The organism is Trueperaceae bacterium, assembly GCA_002707365.1.
In the GTDB taxonomy this organism is placed as follows: domain Bacteria; phylum Deinococcota; class Deinococci; order Deinococcales; family Trueperaceae; genus UBA6957.
Map to the genome: position 1 here is coordinate 30,012 of PAMQ01000015.1, position 15,765 is coordinate 45,776.

Genomic DNA, 15,765 nt, shown 5'->3' on the forward strand with positions numbered 1-15,765 from the left:
TATGGGTATTGGCGGAATCGGGATGAGTGCACTCGCCAAATGGCACCTACAAGAAGGTCACCAAGTCAGCGGTTGTGATACTGCCGACAGCCAAAGCGTTCAACAATTACGGTCGCTAGGGATACCAGTACATTCGAGCCACAACCCTGACCACTTAACTGACAAAATGACTCTGATAAAAAATCGAGCTGTACCTGCGAATGAACCAGAAGCTAAACACGCTACCAAACTCGGCATCTTAGTCAAACACCGTATAGAGTTGCTAGGCGATCTATTTCAACGTTTCAACGCCATCGCCGTCACAGGAAGTCATGGTAAAAGCACTACCACTGGTATGATAGCTACTATTTTTTGCCAGCTAGGCCTCGACCCCTCGGTCCTAATTGGCGCAGACCTACAGGACATTGGTGGGAACATGCGTTTTGGCCGAAGCACCACTTTGGTGGCGGAAGTAGATGAATCAGATCCTGGATTTTCTCTGCTAGATAGTCACTTGGCAGTGTTAACTAATTTGGAGAACGATCATGTGGCTGATGGATTCAGTGAACGCCGCACATACCATGCTACGTTTAACGACCTTTTAGACGCTACAGAAAAGTTTGCTAGCCGAGCCAAGAACCTATTATTCTGTTCCGATTGGCCTCTTCTTAAATCTCTTTTTGGCCAAACTTGTACAGCATCCACATTCGGAACCACTTCTGACGCAACCTACAGAATTAGCGAACTTAACCTCTTACCTGAGGCCTCCAGGTTCAATCTCGTGCTGCCAGAAGGCAATATTCAACAAGTTTGCCTTTCAATACCCGGTCAACACAATGCACTCAACGCTGCCGCCGCTCTTGCCGTAGCGCACCTTAGTGGACTTGATATTTCTGCCTCAGCTGACGCCTTAAGCCAATTTAAAGGCGTAGGCCGACGTTGGCAACATTGGGGTACTATCGAAGGGGCACCTATTATCGATGATTATGCCCACCATCCGACCGAAATAATGGCTACTCTTAACACTGCACAACTAACTGGGCGTCGAGTTCGCGCTGTTATTCAACCTCATCGTTGGGTGCGAACCGCTCTCCACTGGCCGGCTATAGCTGATGCCGCCTCCATAGCTGATGAGGTGTTTCTGGTAGACATATACGGTGCGGGTGAACTTGCTATCCCCGGCATCTCTCCAGAAATAATAAGAGACCGCGTCGCACTTACAGGTACCCCAATCGAATACCACTCTTCTCTCGAATCCGTGGTTTCGAGCATCGCTAGTACACTTGACCCAAACGACTTGATAATTACTTTGGGAGCAGGAGACGTTTGGAAAGTAGCTGAGTTGCTGGTAAATCAAGAAAGATATGACCAGTAACTCACTCCCACGCACTGTTTCCCTCCGCAACTACACCACTTTGCGTATTGGGGGACCAGCTGAACTGTGGCAAGTCAATAGCATTGACGAAATTCGAGAAGCAACAGTCAAGCCGTTTAAGATACTTGGAGGCGGCTCTAACCTCCTGGTGAGTGACGAAGGTGTAAGTGACCGCGTAATTAAACTTGGTCAATCGTTCAGCAACATCTCTGCTATAGACGGCACTACCGACGTTTGGATCGGTGCAGCCACACCATTGCCTGGATTAGTACGCCGGGCTCAACGGCAGGGAGTATCTGGGCTAGAGGGCCTCTTTGGCATTCCCGGAGTAGTAGGCGGCGCTATAGCCATGAACGCGGGTACACGCTTCGGCTCTATTGCCGATACCCTCACTCAAGTGGAAGTGTTCATTGAAGGCAACTTATGCTACCTATCCTCATCTGAGCTCGGTCTCGCTTACCGTACAAGCAACCTTCCACCTAATTCCATAGTTGTCCGTGCCCGCTTACAACTAGTTCCATCACAGCCTCAACGGGTAGCCCGAGCAATGGCTTCTGTGGATGAAGCTAGACGGGGACAACCGAAAAACAAATCCGCGGGTTGCGCTTTTAAAAACCCGCCTGGAAAAGCAGCGGGATTCATAATCGACCAAGCTGGACTTAAAGGCCTACGAGTAGGCGATGCGATGATATCTCATCAACATGGTAATTTCATTGTCAACCTTGGTTCAGCCACCCAAAAGGACGTATTAGAGCTTATTGCCCAAGTGAGATCAAGAGTAGAAATTCCCCTGGAACTCGAGTGGCGGGGTTGGGGGTAGCATGAGATGGCTTGCCTACATCGTAATACTGTTAGTTATCACAGTCTTGCTTGGCTCAAGGCTTTATCCAGAAGCCAGGAGCCTTGAAGTATCGGGGAACAAATTCCTCACTGATACGGAAGTGCTTAAACTGGCCGGCTTAAAGCAAGGGCAACCTCTACTTTGGGTTAATCCCTGGACTCTTCGCAAGCTAGCGAAATCCCCGTGGATAAGTCGGGCCCATATCCTACGAGACTGGCCGGAGCGAAAGATTTATATAGAAGTCTGGGAACGACAACCATTAGCAACCGACGGAACCAATGTCTGGGCAAAAGATGGCACTATTTTAGCTAATACGCATGCTCAAGTATTGCCCGATCTTGTACAAGTGACAGGTTGGGGGGAATCGCGGATCGATGAATCTCTAGACCTCATAAGGCTGCTAGCGGAGTATGAGCCAAAGGTGTTAAGCTATACCCCAGAAGGCTTCGAGATCCAACTAGCAAGGACGGTTGTCTTAACGCCGAGCGTCCAGGACCTCAAAAACCAGTGGTCGGGCTTTTTAGGCCACACTGGCAATCGGATTTCGGTTTATGCCTGGGGAGTTAGCATCGACAATGAGTGATGAAAAAATCATCGTCGCACTCGACATCGGCACTACTAAGATATGCACTGTTATAGGTGAAATAGCCTCCGATGGCGTACTTGACATTATTGGCGAAGGAACTGTCCCCAGTGACGGCCTTCGAAAAGGCGTGGTCGTTAACCTTGAACGAACCATTGCCTCAGTAAGACAATCTATTTCCGCAGCTGAACGTGTGGCTGGCGTGGAAGTCAAATCGGCTTGGATAGGAATCGCTGGAAGTCATTTGAAAGCCCTCACAAGTCACGGAATGGCTGCCATTCGGCGAGGACAAGAAATCAGTCGTTCAGACGTAGATCGCACTATCGAAAACGCCCAAGCCGTTCCGCTCGAAGCCAATATGGATATTATTCATGTAATTCCCCAAGAGTACGTTGTGGACGGGCATGATGGCATACGTGATCCAGTAGGTATGTCTGGTGTTCGACTAGAAGTTGATGTTCATCTCGTTGCAGGAGCACAAGGACCCTTACAGAATCTTAAACGCTGTGCACGAGATGCGGGGATTGGGGTCGATGGCATTGTTGTACAGGCTTTAGCATCTGGGCTATCCGTTCTCAGTCCCTCAGAAGAGGATATCACCAGCCTGCTAATTGACATCGGAGGTGGCACAACCGATATTGGCGTTTTTAGACGTGGCCAGCTAACTCATTCTGGCGTCATACCCTTAGGCGGAGATCATATTACACAGGACATAAGTCAATGGTTAAGGATACCGCCAGACGAAGCTGAACGAGTCAAGAAACGCTATGGAGTAGCCTTACCCGAAATGGCTGATCGCGATGTTGAACTTGAAGTATCGAATGCTAACTACACTGCTTCTCTTTCCACGTTTGAGCTAGCTCAAGTTATACAACCTAGAGTCATGGAGATTCTCGACTTAGTCAAACAAAACATCGAGCAACGGATGGGCGCTCTCGAACTACTAGCAGGCAATGTAGTTATTACTGGCGGCGCTTCACTAATGCCCGGACTTGATCAAATAGCGACCGAACGCTTTCGGTTGCCTGTACGCATTGGGAAGCCTGAGGGCGTCTCGGGACTTGTAGATGTCGTAGCCAGTCCAGCACACGCGACAGCTGTTGGCCTAGTTAGGTATGGTGTCCAGCACATACCATCAGGAAGGACTGAATCAACTCGGGGGCACGATAACTCTCGGGGAATAATGGGAACCATTCGTAATCTTTTAAAGGACTTTTTCTAAGCAGCAACTGCGTAAATTGAGCGCAGATCAAATGGCTAAGGCCAAATATTTATTTAGGTTAAGGGGTGGCAAGGGTGAGGAGCGAGGAAATGAACGAAAACGCGGTAATTCGAGTGGTTGGCTTAGGCGGAGGGGGCAACAATGCGGTCAATCGCATGATTGAAACAGGAATGCGAGGGGTCGAATTTTTTGCCGCGAATACGGACGCCCAAGTCCTGGCCACCAGCCTGGCAGATACCCGAATACAAATGGGGGATCACCTAACCAAAGGGTTAGGAGCTGGAGCTAATCCCGAAATTGGCGAAAAAGCTGCCCTAGAGGATCGTGATCGGATTGCGGAAGCACTCCGAGGCTCCGACTTGGTATTTCTTACCGCTGGAATGGGTGGCGGGACAGGTACTGGTAGTGCTCCTGTAATTGCTGAAATTGCCCGTGAGCTTGGTGCCCTAACCGTTGCTGTAGTTACCTCGCCATTCGCCTTCGAAGGTCCCCGTCGCCAACGAGCGGCCGAGGAGGGTCTCCATCGCTTAGAAGACAAGGTGGATGCTTTAATAGTGGTAGAAAATCAACGCCTTCTATCAGCTCTGGATCGCAAGGTCACGCTAACAGACGCTTTCCGCGTTGCTGACCGGGTTTTATACCATGGAGTCCGCGGTATAAGTGACGTAATTAACGTACCGGGGCTTATAAACGTTGATTTCGCCGATGTAAAAACCTTGCTCTCGGGTGCCGGTACCGTTCTTATGGGTATTGGGTCAGGCCGGGGTGAAAAACTTGCAGAAGAAGCAGCTCTTTCAGCCACGCATAGCCCGTTACTCGCCCGTGGGGTTGAAGGCGCACACCACCTTTTGATCAATATTACTGGTTCCGAAGAGCTTACACTATTTGATTCAACAGAAATTGTAGAAAAAATCAGCGAGGCTACCGAGGTAGATGACCCGAACGTTTTGTTCGGCGTTACATATGATGAAGACGCTGGTGACGAAGTTCGTGTAACAGTCATTGCAGCTGGATTTGACCACAGCCCACAGATGAAGGTTGTTCGACCTCCAAAATTCCCTAACAAGGGCCGTGAAGCCTACGATCCTAGTAACTATGATATTCCTGCTTTCCTTAGGTACAATCCAGAGGGAGAAGAGAACTAGACGAATAGCAATTGATTAGAACCAACAGCATAATTTAGATTAGTAATGAAAGTTTAAGCCTGGGCTAATGAGGCGCCCATAAGGTATATCTCGCTCTAACTTGTGCTCCGTTAAAACTCCGGTGAACCAAGGTTTCACGAAATTAGATAATCTTGCTAAGTAGCGGCTCGATTGTTGTCCCTGATTTACTAAACTGAGCTAAGATGGTCTTATAGAAAAGATTCAATCGATTGTAATACTTTTGATATGGGATAGAAGGACTTTTTTAGGAAGCGTGAACACTCGTGACTAGAGCACGGCAATGACCAGTATACTAGAGCTCCCTAATATAATCTTTTTACCTATCAAACCTTGGATTATGGCAAGATGTTAGAGACGGATCTCACACAAATCGACCTCAAAAATCCCGTTATCACAATTGGTAATTTTGATGGCGTCCATGTTGGCCACCGTATGCTCTTGAACCGCATGAGGAAACTGGCAAGGAACTCGAAGAAGCCCAGCCTTGTCCTAACATTTTTCCCACCTACAAGAGTGCTGTTTTCCGGTGCAAATTTTCTATCTAGTGCTGAGGAAAAATCGATACTCCTTTCACGCTTTAATCCAAGCAAGGTGATTATGATTCCCTTTAATCCTGCTTATGCTCGGACCGCCAAAGACCAGTTCGTGCGACAACTTGAACAGTTAAATCCTCACGCCATTATAGTTGGCGAAAACTTTAGGTTTGGCCGATCACGGATCGGTACGTTGAATGATCTCAGTGTCATTACTGATCACCTGGAAACCTGTCGCCTACGATCTTCAGGGGGCGACATAGTTAGCTCATCACGAATAAGAAAACTTTTAGGTCTCGGGAAAATCGAGGAAGCTAACCGTCTTCTGGGTTCTCCTTATATCGCAATCGGAAAGGTGATTAAAGGACAGAAACTCGGTCGGACTATAGGGTTCCCAACAGCAAACATGGATATCGACGTCAGGAAAGCTCTCCCTATTGGCGTTTTCGCCGTAACTGCCCGTATACATGGTAGAAACTACAAAGGCATGGCAAACGTTGGACCGAGACCAAGCTTCCCTGATGAAACCCCTTCGTGTGAAGTTCATTTATTTGCTTTTGCAGATCAAATCTACGGCAAGAAACTTGAGGTCACCTTCTACAGTCATCTTCGAAACCAGGAGAGGTTTGAACACCTGACCATCCTAAAGGAGCAACTAGAAGAAGACCGCCGAAGGGCCTTAATCGCCCTAGAAACCCTAAGTCAATGATCATCTATGGCCGTCAGCCAGTCCGAGAAGCCTTGCAAAGTGGACTGGTTAGGAGAGTCATTATCGCTAAGGGTATAGAGGCTAATACGGAGAGAGAATTCCGGCGCCTCGCAGCCAAAACCAACTTACCAACCGATACTGTTGCTAGGATTTCTCTTGACCAAACCCTAGGAACTGTTAGGCACCAAGGTGTCGCAGCAGAATTAGAGGAAGTCTCTCTCGCCGAACCCGAAGCTCCTATTCTTCTTGCCAGAAAGAGAAGAGAGCGCCTTTTGCTAGTTGTCTTGGATCAGGTACAGGACCCACGTAATTACGGGGCGATTATCCGAAGCGCCGAAGCTCTCGGCGCCCACGGGGTAGTAAGTGAAAAAAGGCGGGGCTCTCCCCTTTCTGCAGTTGCCGTAAAAACCTCAGCTGGAGCTGCAGCACATTTACCGGTCACCCAAGTCACCAATCTCGTCCGGTATCTAAAAGACCTAAAAAAACAAAACATATGGATCTATGGGGCCTCAACAGCCTCCATTAATACCGTAGAAGCAATTGATTGGGATCGTGAAATTGCGATAGTAATTGGGTCTGAAGGTCGAGGTTTAAGAAAGTTAGTTAGAGAAACATGCGACGACCTGGTTAGCATTAAGTTAAGAGGGCAAACTGAATCCTTAAACGCATCTGTAGCCACTGGCATACTGCTCAATACGATACAAACTAAGCGCAGCAAAAACACCTAATCAACCTCACCTAGGTAGTAGAGGAACCTTATATTGCTCCCACAAATAAGGTAACCCTTACTAATCTACTAGTCAGCAACATCGAATCCAGGCCTTATTAATATATTAACGTTAAACGATAACTCAATAGCACGCGTTCCTATAGCGAATTGACTTTAGAATGCCTAATTCTAGATCGACAGATTGCGTTCGAAGTCTTCACAATTACTTGAACCGATTAAAGAATCTTGAGCACGGCCAAACCATCCCAAACTTACTTAAGCTCTATTGTTGTAAGAATACAATTCTAGCCTGATCCTAAAAGTGTAGCTACACAACTACGCGAACCCGCAGAAGGGCGAAATTCGCATAAATAAATACCTTGCCATTCACCGAACCTTGGATTGCCATTTGAAATAGGTATGGTTAAAGAAGAACCAGTAAGAATAGACTTTATGTGCGCAGGCATGTCATCGAACCCCTCTTCCTTGTGAAGGAATTGGTCAGAAAACGGAATCTCTTCCTCAAACCATAATCCTAAATCTTTTCTAACTTCCGGAGAAGCCTTTTCATTAAGACAAATACCTGCCGAAGTATGGAGAAGGTGAAGGTGTAGAATGCCTATTCGCACAGCTGTCAACTCAACTCCGTTTAAAATTTCATCAGTAACCAAGTGAATTCCCTTGGGTTTAGGTAGTAAGGAGATAGTCTTCTGAGCCCATAACACCCAGATATAGTACCAGCGTCCTCTCCATATCGCGGTCTCTATAAAGGACCCTTGCTTGGACAGCTCCCTTATACTGTGCTAGAGTGGCGCCTTGGAAGTCTGGTCGGATATCTAATCTATTACTGATTCCGTTCGGATTTACCAACACGGCTGATTTAATACTCGGCTGGAAAGGGTATATATTTTGGGACTTAGTAAGGAACAAAAATTAGAAATTGTAAGCAATTACGGTAAGGCTGAAGGTGACACAGGGTCAACTAATGTACAGGTTGCTCTTTTGACGGCTCGCATCCAAGAGCTTAGCGAGCATTTACAAGTCCATAGCAAGGATCACCACAGTAGACGGGGCCTACTGCTCATGGTCGGACAGCGAAAAAGATTACTCGGCTACCTTGAAACAACCGATTTCGAGGGATATAAAAGCCTCATCCAAAGCCTCGGTCTTCGTCGTTGACCCAACTTGCCCTAAATCCCATCGAACGAAATCTCACGCATGCCAATATTAGCTCCCTACGGGGCTCCGTTGACCCAGATATTATTGACCGTAGGCATAAAGGACTGCACCTTGATTTTCGTTAGCCTATCCGTCACGCCAACTGATGCAAAGATAGGCAGGACGGGAAGAACCGCAGTCCGTAAGGAGAAACAGTGACAATCCCTAATCCTAAACGCTACGTAACTCCGCTAGGCGGACGTGACCTAATCCTCGAAACAGGCAAATATGCAAAACAGGTAGCCGGAACTATTACTGTCCGCTACGGAGACACCATGCTACTGGTTACGGCCCAAATGTCTGAATACGGTTCAAGTCTTCCATTTTTGCCCCTTACAGTGGAATATGAGGAGAGGCACTACGCCATTGGCAAAATACCAGGGTCATTTCTCCGCAGAGAAGGTCGACCTGGCACACAAGCCACTCTTAATGCACGCATTACTGATCGACAAATACGGCCTATGTTTCCTAAGGATCTCCGTAATGAGATACAGATTATAATCACTGTTCTATCTGCGGATCAGATAAACGATCCTGGGCCCCTTGGTGCTATTGGCGCTTCTGCTGCCTTAGCCATGTCGGATATACCTTGGGAAGGACCCATCGCCTGCGCAAAGGTCGGTTACATTGCAGGCGAGTACGTTCTTAATCCCACTTTCCAGCAACTCGAGGAAGATAACTCCACTCTAGATCTGACTGTATCCATAACCCGCGACGCTGTACTCATGGTCGAGGCTGCTGCCAACGAGCTCTCTGAGGAAGTGATGGTCGGAGCGATCGAGTTTGCTCAAAATGAATTATCACCCCTCATCGACACAATTGACCGAATTAGGAGTGAGATTGGCTTAGAGAAGCGTACATTCGAGCCCGCAGCTTCAGTCTCGCAAGAAGATACTGTATTAGTAGAGGCAGAGGCTCAAGCGGTTGGGCTGCGGCAGGCCCTTCTCACCGAAGGCAAAAAAGAGCGCGGGGAAGCACTACAAAATCTTAAGGAAACCGTTCTTGAACGCCTGGTACCAGATTCGGAAAGCGAGGAATATAAACAGCGTAGAGGTGAGCTTACAGTTGCCTTTCAAAAAGTCGAGCAGGCTGAATTGAGAACAATGGTACTCACAGATAATGTCCGTACAGACGGGCGTCGTACTGACGAGATCCGTCCTATTTGGATTGAAGTCGGCGTATTACCAAGGGCGCATGGGTCAGCTGTTTTCACCCGGGGAGAAACGCAAGTGCTGGGCGTGGCCACTCTTGGAACTGGTCGTGACAACCGTCTCGTCGACGACCTTGGTCTTGACGACAGTGAAGAGTTTATGCTCCATTACAACTTCCCCCCCTTCTCAACCGGTGAGGCAAAGCGCCTCCGGGGCGTAAGTAGACGCGAGCAAGGACATGGCAACCTTGCGAGGCGCGCTCTTGTTGGGCAAATCCCAGACTCTGGAGATTTCCCCTACGTAATACGACTCGTTGCAGAAACGCTTGAGTCAAACGGATCAAGCTCAATGGCTTCGGTATGCGCAAGTTCTCTTGCTCTAATGGATGCTGGCGTTCCTATTAGAAAACCAGTCGCCGGAATCGCAATGGGCTTAGTCAAAGAAGGGGATGCCTACAAAATTCTTAGCGACATACTCGGTTCAGAAGATGCACTGGGGGATATGGATTTTAAGGTTACAGGAACTGCGGATGGTATCACCGCTTTACAAATGGATATCAAAATATCTGGTATTACTTCCAAAATCATGAGAGAAGCCCTTGCCCAGGCCCGTGAAGGGCGGATGCACATACTAGCTGAAATGGGAAATACTCTTCTAACTCCTCGCGAAGAGCTTTCGCCCCAAGCCCCCCGTATTCGATTAGTCAAAGTCCCAATTAATAAGATAGGGGCTGTAATTGGTCCTGGCGGCAAGCAAATCAGGGAACTTGAGGCACATGGAGCAAAAGTAGAAGTTGGTGAAGACGGTACAATCAAAATCTATAGTGAGGATAGCACCGCCGCCCAAACGGTAGAAGACACCATTAAGGACCTCACTACCGAAGCTGAGGTCGGCGCAATATATGAAGGTCGGGTTGTCAAAACGGTAGACTTTGGTGCTTTCATTAACTTATTCCCAGGTACTGACGGGTTATTGCACATATCACAGATTGCCGAGGGACGTGTAGAAACGGTTGAGGATCACCTTAAAGAAGGCGATCCAATCCAGGTAAAAGTCAACACCATTGATGACCGCGGCAAAATCGACCTAGTGAGACCAGAGCTTGAGGGCATCGTCGCTCCGCGTTCAGCTCGACCCAACCGCCCTAGCCGGGGAGGTCGTGATTCTCGTAATCGCGGACGACGATAAAGGTCTCGATAAATTTTTTCAACCAATGACAATATCCCTGGATGTAGATTTAAGCGCAGTTCTTGCGCAGGAGTAGTATGGCTAAACAACAAACTTTACTGAAGATAATACCCCTAGGTGGTATGGGCGAGATCGGCAAAAACATGATCGCCTTAAGCTACGGGGACGAAATTATGATGATCGATGGAGGACTCGCATTTCCAGACGCTGAAATGCTCGGGGTCAATATCCTCATACCAAAAGTCGAATGGCTGGTTAAGAACGCTAAAAAGATCAAAGGCTGGGTTCTAACCCATGGCCATGAGGACCATATCGGTGGACTACCTTACATCTTGCCTCAGCTACCCAAGATTCCCATTTACGGCACCAAGTTAACCCTTGGGCTATTACGAGAAAAATTTAAGGAGTTCAAACTTCAATCAGAAGATGTAGTGCTAAAGGAAGTGGGTCCCGACGAGCGAATCAAGGTATCCAAAAGCTTCACTGTCGACTATTTCCGCATGACACATTCCATCCCAGATAATTGCGGCCTCGTTATCCACACACCTATAGGCCGCATTGTCCACAGTGGAGACTTTAAACTAGATTTAAAACCATCAGACGGTCGCACAAGTCACCTCCACAAACTTGCTGCTATTGGTGCCGAAGGCGTTCTAGCCTTAATGAGTGATTCAACTAATGCCGAAAGGCCCGGAATCACCTCTAGCGAAGATGACGTGATGAAAGCCATGGAAGAGATAATTTCCCGTGCAAAAGGGCGTGTAATAGTTACAACCTTCTCAAGCCACATTCACAGGTTACAAAATGTCATTCGTATAGCTGAAAGACAAGATCGGCGCGTCGTTGTAGAAGGACGTTCAATGGTACGAAACACCCGGGTAGCTGAAGAATTAGGCTACCTAGAGATGAAAGAACCCATCGCTACAAGTGCTGATGTACAAACAATGCAGGACGACAAAGTCCTGTTCCTTTGCACAGGTTCTCAGGGTCAACCAATGGCGGCTCTGAGTCGGCTGGCTACAGGAAATCATCGTAACGTGACCCTTAAAGCAGGAGACACTGTCATCATGTCTTCTAACCCAATCCCCGGTAATGAAGAACCAGTCAACAAATTAATTAATAAACTCTACGCTAGACAAGTCAAGGTATTCGATCCACCTAAATACAATGTACACGCTAGCGGACACGCTAGCCAGGATGAATTGAAACTTATCCTCGAGTTAACTAAACCGCGTTTCTTCATTCCTTGGCATGGAGAAATGAGGCAACAGATTAATCATGCAAACATAGCAAAATCTTTATCTTTACCACCCAGAAAAACCCTAATTGCTAGCAACGGGGATGTAATAGAACTTACCAAAAATGACCTACGTGCGAATGGCCAAATCGAAATAGGTTCCGTCTACATAGACAACAGTGGGAACAAAGCACAGGAGATTTCTCATTCTGCAATCCGTGATCGGCAAATCATGTCGCAAGAGGGCGTTGTCGTAATCATGGCTGTTGCCCGTAAGAATCCGATCTTCGAGTTAACCACTAGAGGTTTATCCGAACCTGAAATTAGCTTCGAAGATGAAATCAAGCGAATAGTTTTAAATTCTTTGGATGCTGGGATTCGTGATAAAAGCCCAATCAAGGACATCAGAAACGATGTTTATAAACAGGTAGGCCGCTTTATCCGGAAAAGCACTGGGAAAAACCCCGTTATACTTTGCACGTTGCTACGAGGCTAACCATATATTCCACGCTACCTACCCCCACAAGCTTCCGCCAGATCCTCAACCCACTTTTTACCAATAGCAACTTCTATTAGCCGGTAATAAGACTTGGACTCATAATTCAAATTCACCATAGGGATACTTCACTCTTGACGCAACGACACGTAGACCGTAAGCTCGTTAGGCAACTCGGTTCCACTTCATCGGGGTGTAGCGCAGCCTGGTAGCGCACTTGACTGGGGGTCAAGTGGTCGCAGGTTCAAATCCTGCCACCCCGACCAAACATTTTTGGTGTTGAGCTAATTAGGGCACATTATATGAATCCGAAATCGCATACTCTTGAAACGCATTTGCTAAACCTAGGCCCGGTTTATTCTAGGCTTTATGCTCTTGGAGGCTCGCTCGCAAAAAAACCAGAACAGTGAGAAACGATTATCTAGTAGGCGTCAGTGAATTGTATTTTCCCTTGCCTTACCATTTCCAAGTTAGCTAGAATGCCAGTCGCGTGCGCCCGTAGCTCAGCTGGACAGAGCAGGGGACTCCTAAGCCCAAGGTCATCCGTTCGAATCGGATCGGGCGCACCATAATAAACCACGTCTGAACTAATAAAGATTCCAACAGCCTAATCTGCAAGTTAACAATTTATGTTATTGGTTAAAACTGTTTTACGGCAACAAAATGAAATTGTGATCTCTCCCCTGCCAAAGTACTTGAACTTCCTATCTCCTATCCCGCTCCCCTTAGTACACACCGTATACGGACAAAATGCCCAACTATACTTAGTAGATATCCTGGCTTATCAAGTACAAAAATCCCCCCGGTAACAATAGTAGGAACTTACCAACTACCTGAAAAACTTATTGAGGTGTGCTTATGAAGAGCCTCAGGGACACCGACGTAAAACAAAATGAGGCAATGAACCATTGGATGAAAATATGTGTTCGCACCAACTCCTTGTAACTACTCTCATCTTCTGGGCCTCTTGGTCTACATCGACTGTTCGATTATGGTTGCCCAAACAAACGGCTCAGAATCTGATCAAATATCTTCTACTGCATGCTGACTAAGCTGCATCCAATCGAGAAATCTTGGAGTAACTAAATTAGGCTTACCCCTATAGAGAAAAGTCCTACACCCCCACCCAAGCCTATCTTTACTCTGGTAAGCATAGATGGGTCTTCAAGAATGTTTTGGTTTATATCCAAGCTAGATTAGGCCCTGACAAAGGCCCTATAGATCCAAGTATCTATATTTCTGCTATTAGAACAGGCCGTCCCTCACGTAAACTCTTGGTAGCTGCAACAGCAACTCGCAAAGTCTCAATCGCATCTTGAGTGCCCGGTTTAGTCGCCTCGCCCTTAGCTATTGTATCAACAAACACCTGTATTTCCTGCCTATACGCATCTTCAAAACGCTCCATAAAGTAGTAATAGTAATCACCATGAATCCCAGCCTCATCGTAACGCCAGATCTTAGTTTGGCGTTCATCTTCGGCGACGAGCTTACCTTTCTCGCAGTGAACTTCAACCCGCAAATCATAACCGTGTGGAGTGCGCCGTGAATTCTGAATCACCCCAATCGCCTCATTCTCAAATTCGAGCGTCAAGATGCTAATGTCAATGTCTTGGTGTTTCCCGTATGAAGGATCTATCAGGTTACGACCGAGCGCAGTCACTTGACGTACCTCGCCAACCATATAACGAGCTACATCTATATCGTGAATAACGCTATCAATGTAGATGCCGCCTGAAGAGGCAATATAGGACTCTGGTGGTGGCATAGGATCACTAGACTGGCTACGGAACATCTCGATCTTACCCATCTCACCACCGTGAAGGCGACTCGCGATATCGGCATAACCGGTATCAAAACGACGATTAAACCCAATCTGAAAAGCCAGTCCCTTTTCTTCAACTAGCCTCATCACACTTCGCGTTTCCTCAATATCAAGGGCTACTGGCTTTTCACAAAAAATAGCCTTTCCAGCATCCGCCACGCATCGGATATGATCACTGTGTAAAGAAGTGATTGAGGCAATGAGTACGACGTCGATTTTTGGATCACCTAACAATCGATCCAAATCTTGCGTTGCGTAAGAATCGCCATATGCGTGTTTCTCGGCAGTCGCAAGGTCAACATCCATAACAGCAATAAGTTCAGCACCTACTATACGACTCGCTATGTTACGAGCGTGCAGCGAACCTATCCGGCCTGCACCTAGAATACCAAAACCAAGCGCCGGGGTATTTCCCATTTCGACCACCTCAAATCGTTAAAAATTCACCTTACAATCAAATTATCCAGTTCAAGAATTACAAAAACTATCTAAACTATTAGATCTACTAATTAGATAGCTTCTCATATCCTTAATTCAAAAGACAAGGTACATCTAATAAATGTGTAACACTTCCTAACAGTCTCATACTCTAAGTACGACTCCTTACGCATAATAGAAGGTAGGATTTGATGAAAGAAATAACCTCACAATTAGAGCAATTAAAAGAGTTTGATACCCCATCAATCACCAACGTTGTTGCTACATACCCTGGCGACCCTCTCTGCTTAGGACTATATAATCCGTGGACGGAGAATTGGTATACGGACCAAACTATAAAAAGCATGTATCCAAATCTAGGAGTACGTGTCGGATATGCGGTCACGTGCGTATTCGGACTACCAGACCCAAACTACAATCGTCTTTCATTTATGAATGTACTGGATGCGATAGACTCAATCAACGGCCCTACGGTCCTTGCGCTGGAACAGAAATTTCCTCCCGAAATTGCAAATAAGGTAGGCCTTGCTGGCGGGAACATGGTATCGGCCATGAGAGCCATCGGTTGTGTTGGCATGATTTCTAACGGCCCTTCGCGAGATATTGATGAGGTTAGAGAAATGGACTTCCAGTATCTTATAAGTGGGGTCACACCTGGGCATGGAAACCAAGCCGTCCACGCTATCAATATCCCCGTATCTGTGGCTGGAATGGATGTTGCTCCCGGAGAAATCATCCATATGGACGAAAACGGGGCATGCAAATTTCCCGCAAACCGGATAGATGAAGTCCTTGCTAATGCACGTGCATTACGAACGGAAGAAAGCGATCGTATATCTAAACTTCGAAAAGCTAGTAGCGCGCAAGAGCTTCGATCAATTTTCGGAGGTCAATCTTATGGGACTGAAGAGGATTAGGTAGGCAAGTACAACGCGGTGGCTCTGTCAATCTTACGGACAGAAGCCACATTAAGGTTGAGATACTTTGTTTAAAGCCTAATCCTAAAACAAATAACCTCAGCCACTCACTTCCATGTGCATAACAAAATAACGCCCTTCCCAAGAAGGGTTCTAGCAAATAACATTAAAATCAAGTCCC

General features: G+C 46.9%; 13 protein-coding genes and 2 tRNA genes. 13 read left to right on the forward strand and 2 right to left on the reverse strand.

The genetic code is table 11. The features are described 5' to 3' along the window. The first annotated feature begins 1 nt into the window (after position 1). The 7 genes from murC to CMO31_07090 all read left to right on the forward strand — a co-directional run bounded on the left by murC (position 2) and on the right by CMO31_07090 (position 7,136). Entirely contained in the window at positions 2 to 1,354 is a 1,353-nt protein-coding gene (gene murC / locus CMO31_07060; protein MAZ53760.1) for a UDP-N-acetylmuramate--L-alanine ligase, read from the forward strand. Next, the gene (murB, locus tag CMO31_07065; protein ID MAZ53761.1) at positions 1,344 to 2,174 is read left to right on the forward strand and encodes a UDP-N-acetylenolpyruvoylglucosamine reductase; all 831 of its coding nucleotides are present in this window, start codon (positions 1,344 to 1,346) and stop codon (positions 2,172 to 2,174) included. The genes murC and murB overlap by 11 nt, the downstream gene beginning before the upstream one ends. Before the next feature lies 1 nt (position 2,175). Beyond that, positions 2,176 to 2,778 carry a hypothetical protein gene (locus tag CMO31_07070; protein MAZ53762.1) on the forward strand — a complete coding sequence of 201 codons (603 nt, stop codon included), beginning with the start codon at positions 2,176 to 2,178 and terminating at the stop codon, positions 2,776 to 2,778. Further along, positions 2,771 to 4,000 carry a cell division protein FtsA gene (gene ftsA / locus CMO31_07075; GenBank protein MAZ53763.1) on the forward strand — a complete coding sequence of 410 codons (1,230 nt, stop codon included), beginning with the start codon at positions 2,771 to 2,773 and terminating at the stop codon, positions 3,998 to 4,000. The genes CMO31_07070 and ftsA overlap by 8 nt, the downstream gene beginning before the upstream one ends. An 89-nt stretch (positions 4,001 to 4,089) precedes the next feature. Continuing rightward, positions 4,090 to 5,145, forward strand: a complete 1,056-nt coding sequence (locus tag CMO31_07080) for a cell division protein FtsZ (GenBank protein MAZ53764.1) — start codon at positions 4,090 to 4,092, stop codon at positions 5,143 to 5,145. Positions 5,146 to 5,511: 366 nt separating this feature from the next. Next, positions 5,512 to 6,408: a riboflavin biosynthesis protein RibF gene (gene ribF / locus CMO31_07085; GenBank protein ID MAZ53765.1), complete on the forward strand. Its 897-nt coding sequence runs from the start codon at positions 5,512 to 5,514 to the stop codon at positions 6,406 to 6,408. Then, the gene (locus CMO31_07090) at positions 6,405 to 7,136 is read left to right on the forward strand and encodes a 23S rRNA (guanosine(2251)-2'-O)-methyltransferase RlmB (protein ID MAZ53766.1); all 732 of its coding nucleotides are present in this window, start codon (positions 6,405 to 6,407) and stop codon (positions 7,134 to 7,136) included. The genes ribF and CMO31_07090 overlap by 4 nt, the downstream gene beginning before the upstream one ends. Positions 7,137 to 7,422: 286 nt before the next feature. On the opposite strand, the gene CMO31_07095 is transcribed toward CMO31_07090, so the two are convergent. Then, positions 7,423 to 7,842: a hypothetical protein gene (locus CMO31_07095; GenBank protein ID MAZ53767.1), complete on the reverse strand. Its 420-nt coding sequence runs from the start codon at positions 7,840 to 7,842 to the stop codon at positions 7,423 to 7,425. A gap of 184 nt (positions 7,843 to 8,026) precedes the next feature. Between CMO31_07095 and CMO31_07100 the strand changes: the two genes are divergently transcribed. From CMO31_07100 to CMO31_07120, 5 genes are all read left to right on the forward strand, one after another. Next, positions 8,027 to 8,296 (forward strand): 30S ribosomal protein S15, encoded by a 270-nt coding sequence (locus CMO31_07100; protein ID MAZ53768.1) that lies wholly within the window; start codon positions 8,027 to 8,029, stop codon positions 8,294 to 8,296. 194 nt (positions 8,297 to 8,490) lie between these two features. Further along, entirely contained in the window at positions 8,491 to 10,674 is a 2,184-nt protein-coding gene (gene pnp, locus CMO31_07105) for a polyribonucleotide nucleotidyltransferase (protein ID MAZ53769.1), read from the forward strand. A gap of 77 nt (positions 10,675 to 10,751) precedes the next feature. Next, the gene (locus tag CMO31_07110; GenBank protein MAZ53770.1) at positions 10,752 to 12,407 is read left to right on the forward strand and encodes an RNase J family beta-CASP ribonuclease; all 1,656 of its coding nucleotides are present in this window, start codon (positions 10,752 to 10,754) and stop codon (positions 12,405 to 12,407) included. Positions 12,408 to 12,596: 189 nt separating this feature from the next. Next, positions 12,597 to 12,673 (forward strand) — tRNA-Pro (locus CMO31_07115). A gap of 226 nt (positions 12,674 to 12,899) precedes the next feature. After that, positions 12,900 to 12,976, forward strand: a tRNA-Arg gene (locus CMO31_07120). A gap of 662 nt (positions 12,977 to 13,638) precedes the next feature. On the opposite strand, the gene iolG is transcribed toward CMO31_07120, so the two are convergent. After that, positions 13,639 to 14,646 (reverse strand): inositol 2-dehydrogenase, encoded by a 1,008-nt coding sequence (iolG, locus tag CMO31_07125; GenBank protein MAZ53771.1) that lies wholly within the window; start codon positions 14,644 to 14,646, stop codon positions 13,639 to 13,641. A 212-nt stretch (positions 14,647 to 14,858) separates the two neighbouring features. Here iolG and CMO31_07130 point away from each other — a divergent pair, with 212 nt between their 5' ends. Then, positions 14,859 to 15,584 carry a transferase gene (locus CMO31_07130; GenBank protein ID MAZ53772.1) on the forward strand — a complete coding sequence of 242 codons (726 nt, stop codon included), beginning with the start codon at positions 14,859 to 14,861 and terminating at the stop codon, positions 15,582 to 15,584. Positions 15,585 to 15,765 lie beyond the last annotated feature (181 nt).

Bases quoted from the DNA above. Each gene is read 5' to 3' on its own strand.
- murC (MAZ53760.1), top strand. From the start codon at position 2: ATGGGTATTGGCGGAATCGGGATGAGTGCACTCGCCAAATGGCACCTA.
- murB (MAZ53761.1), top strand. From the start codon at position 1,344: ATGACCAGTAACTCACTCCCACGCACTGTTTCCCTCCGCAACTACACC.
- CMO31_07070 (MAZ53762.1), top strand. From the start codon at position 2,176: ATGAGATGGCTTGCCTACATCGTAATACTGTTAGTTATCACAGTCTTG.
- ftsA (MAZ53763.1), top strand. From the start codon at position 2,771: ATGAGTGATGAAAAAATCATCGTCGCACTCGACATCGGCACTACTAAG.
- CMO31_07080 (MAZ53764.1), top strand. From the start codon at position 4,090: ATGAACGAAAACGCGGTAATTCGAGTGGTTGGCTTAGGCGGAGGGGGC.
- ribF (MAZ53765.1), top strand. From the start codon at position 5,512: ATGTTAGAGACGGATCTCACACAAATCGACCTCAAAAATCCCGTTATC.
- CMO31_07090 (MAZ53766.1), top strand. From the start codon at position 6,405: ATGATCATCTATGGCCGTCAGCCAGTCCGAGAAGCCTTGCAAAGTGGA.
- CMO31_07110 (MAZ53770.1), top strand. From the start codon at position 10,752: ATGGCTAAACAACAAACTTTACTGAAGATAATACCCCTAGGTGGTATG.
- iolG (MAZ53771.1), bottom strand. From the start codon at position 14,646: ATGGGAAATACCCCGGCGCTTGGTTTTGGTATTCTAGGTGCAGGCCGG.
- CMO31_07130 (MAZ53772.1), top strand. From the start codon at position 14,859: ATGAAAGAAATAACCTCACAATTAGAGCAATTAAAAGAGTTTGATACC.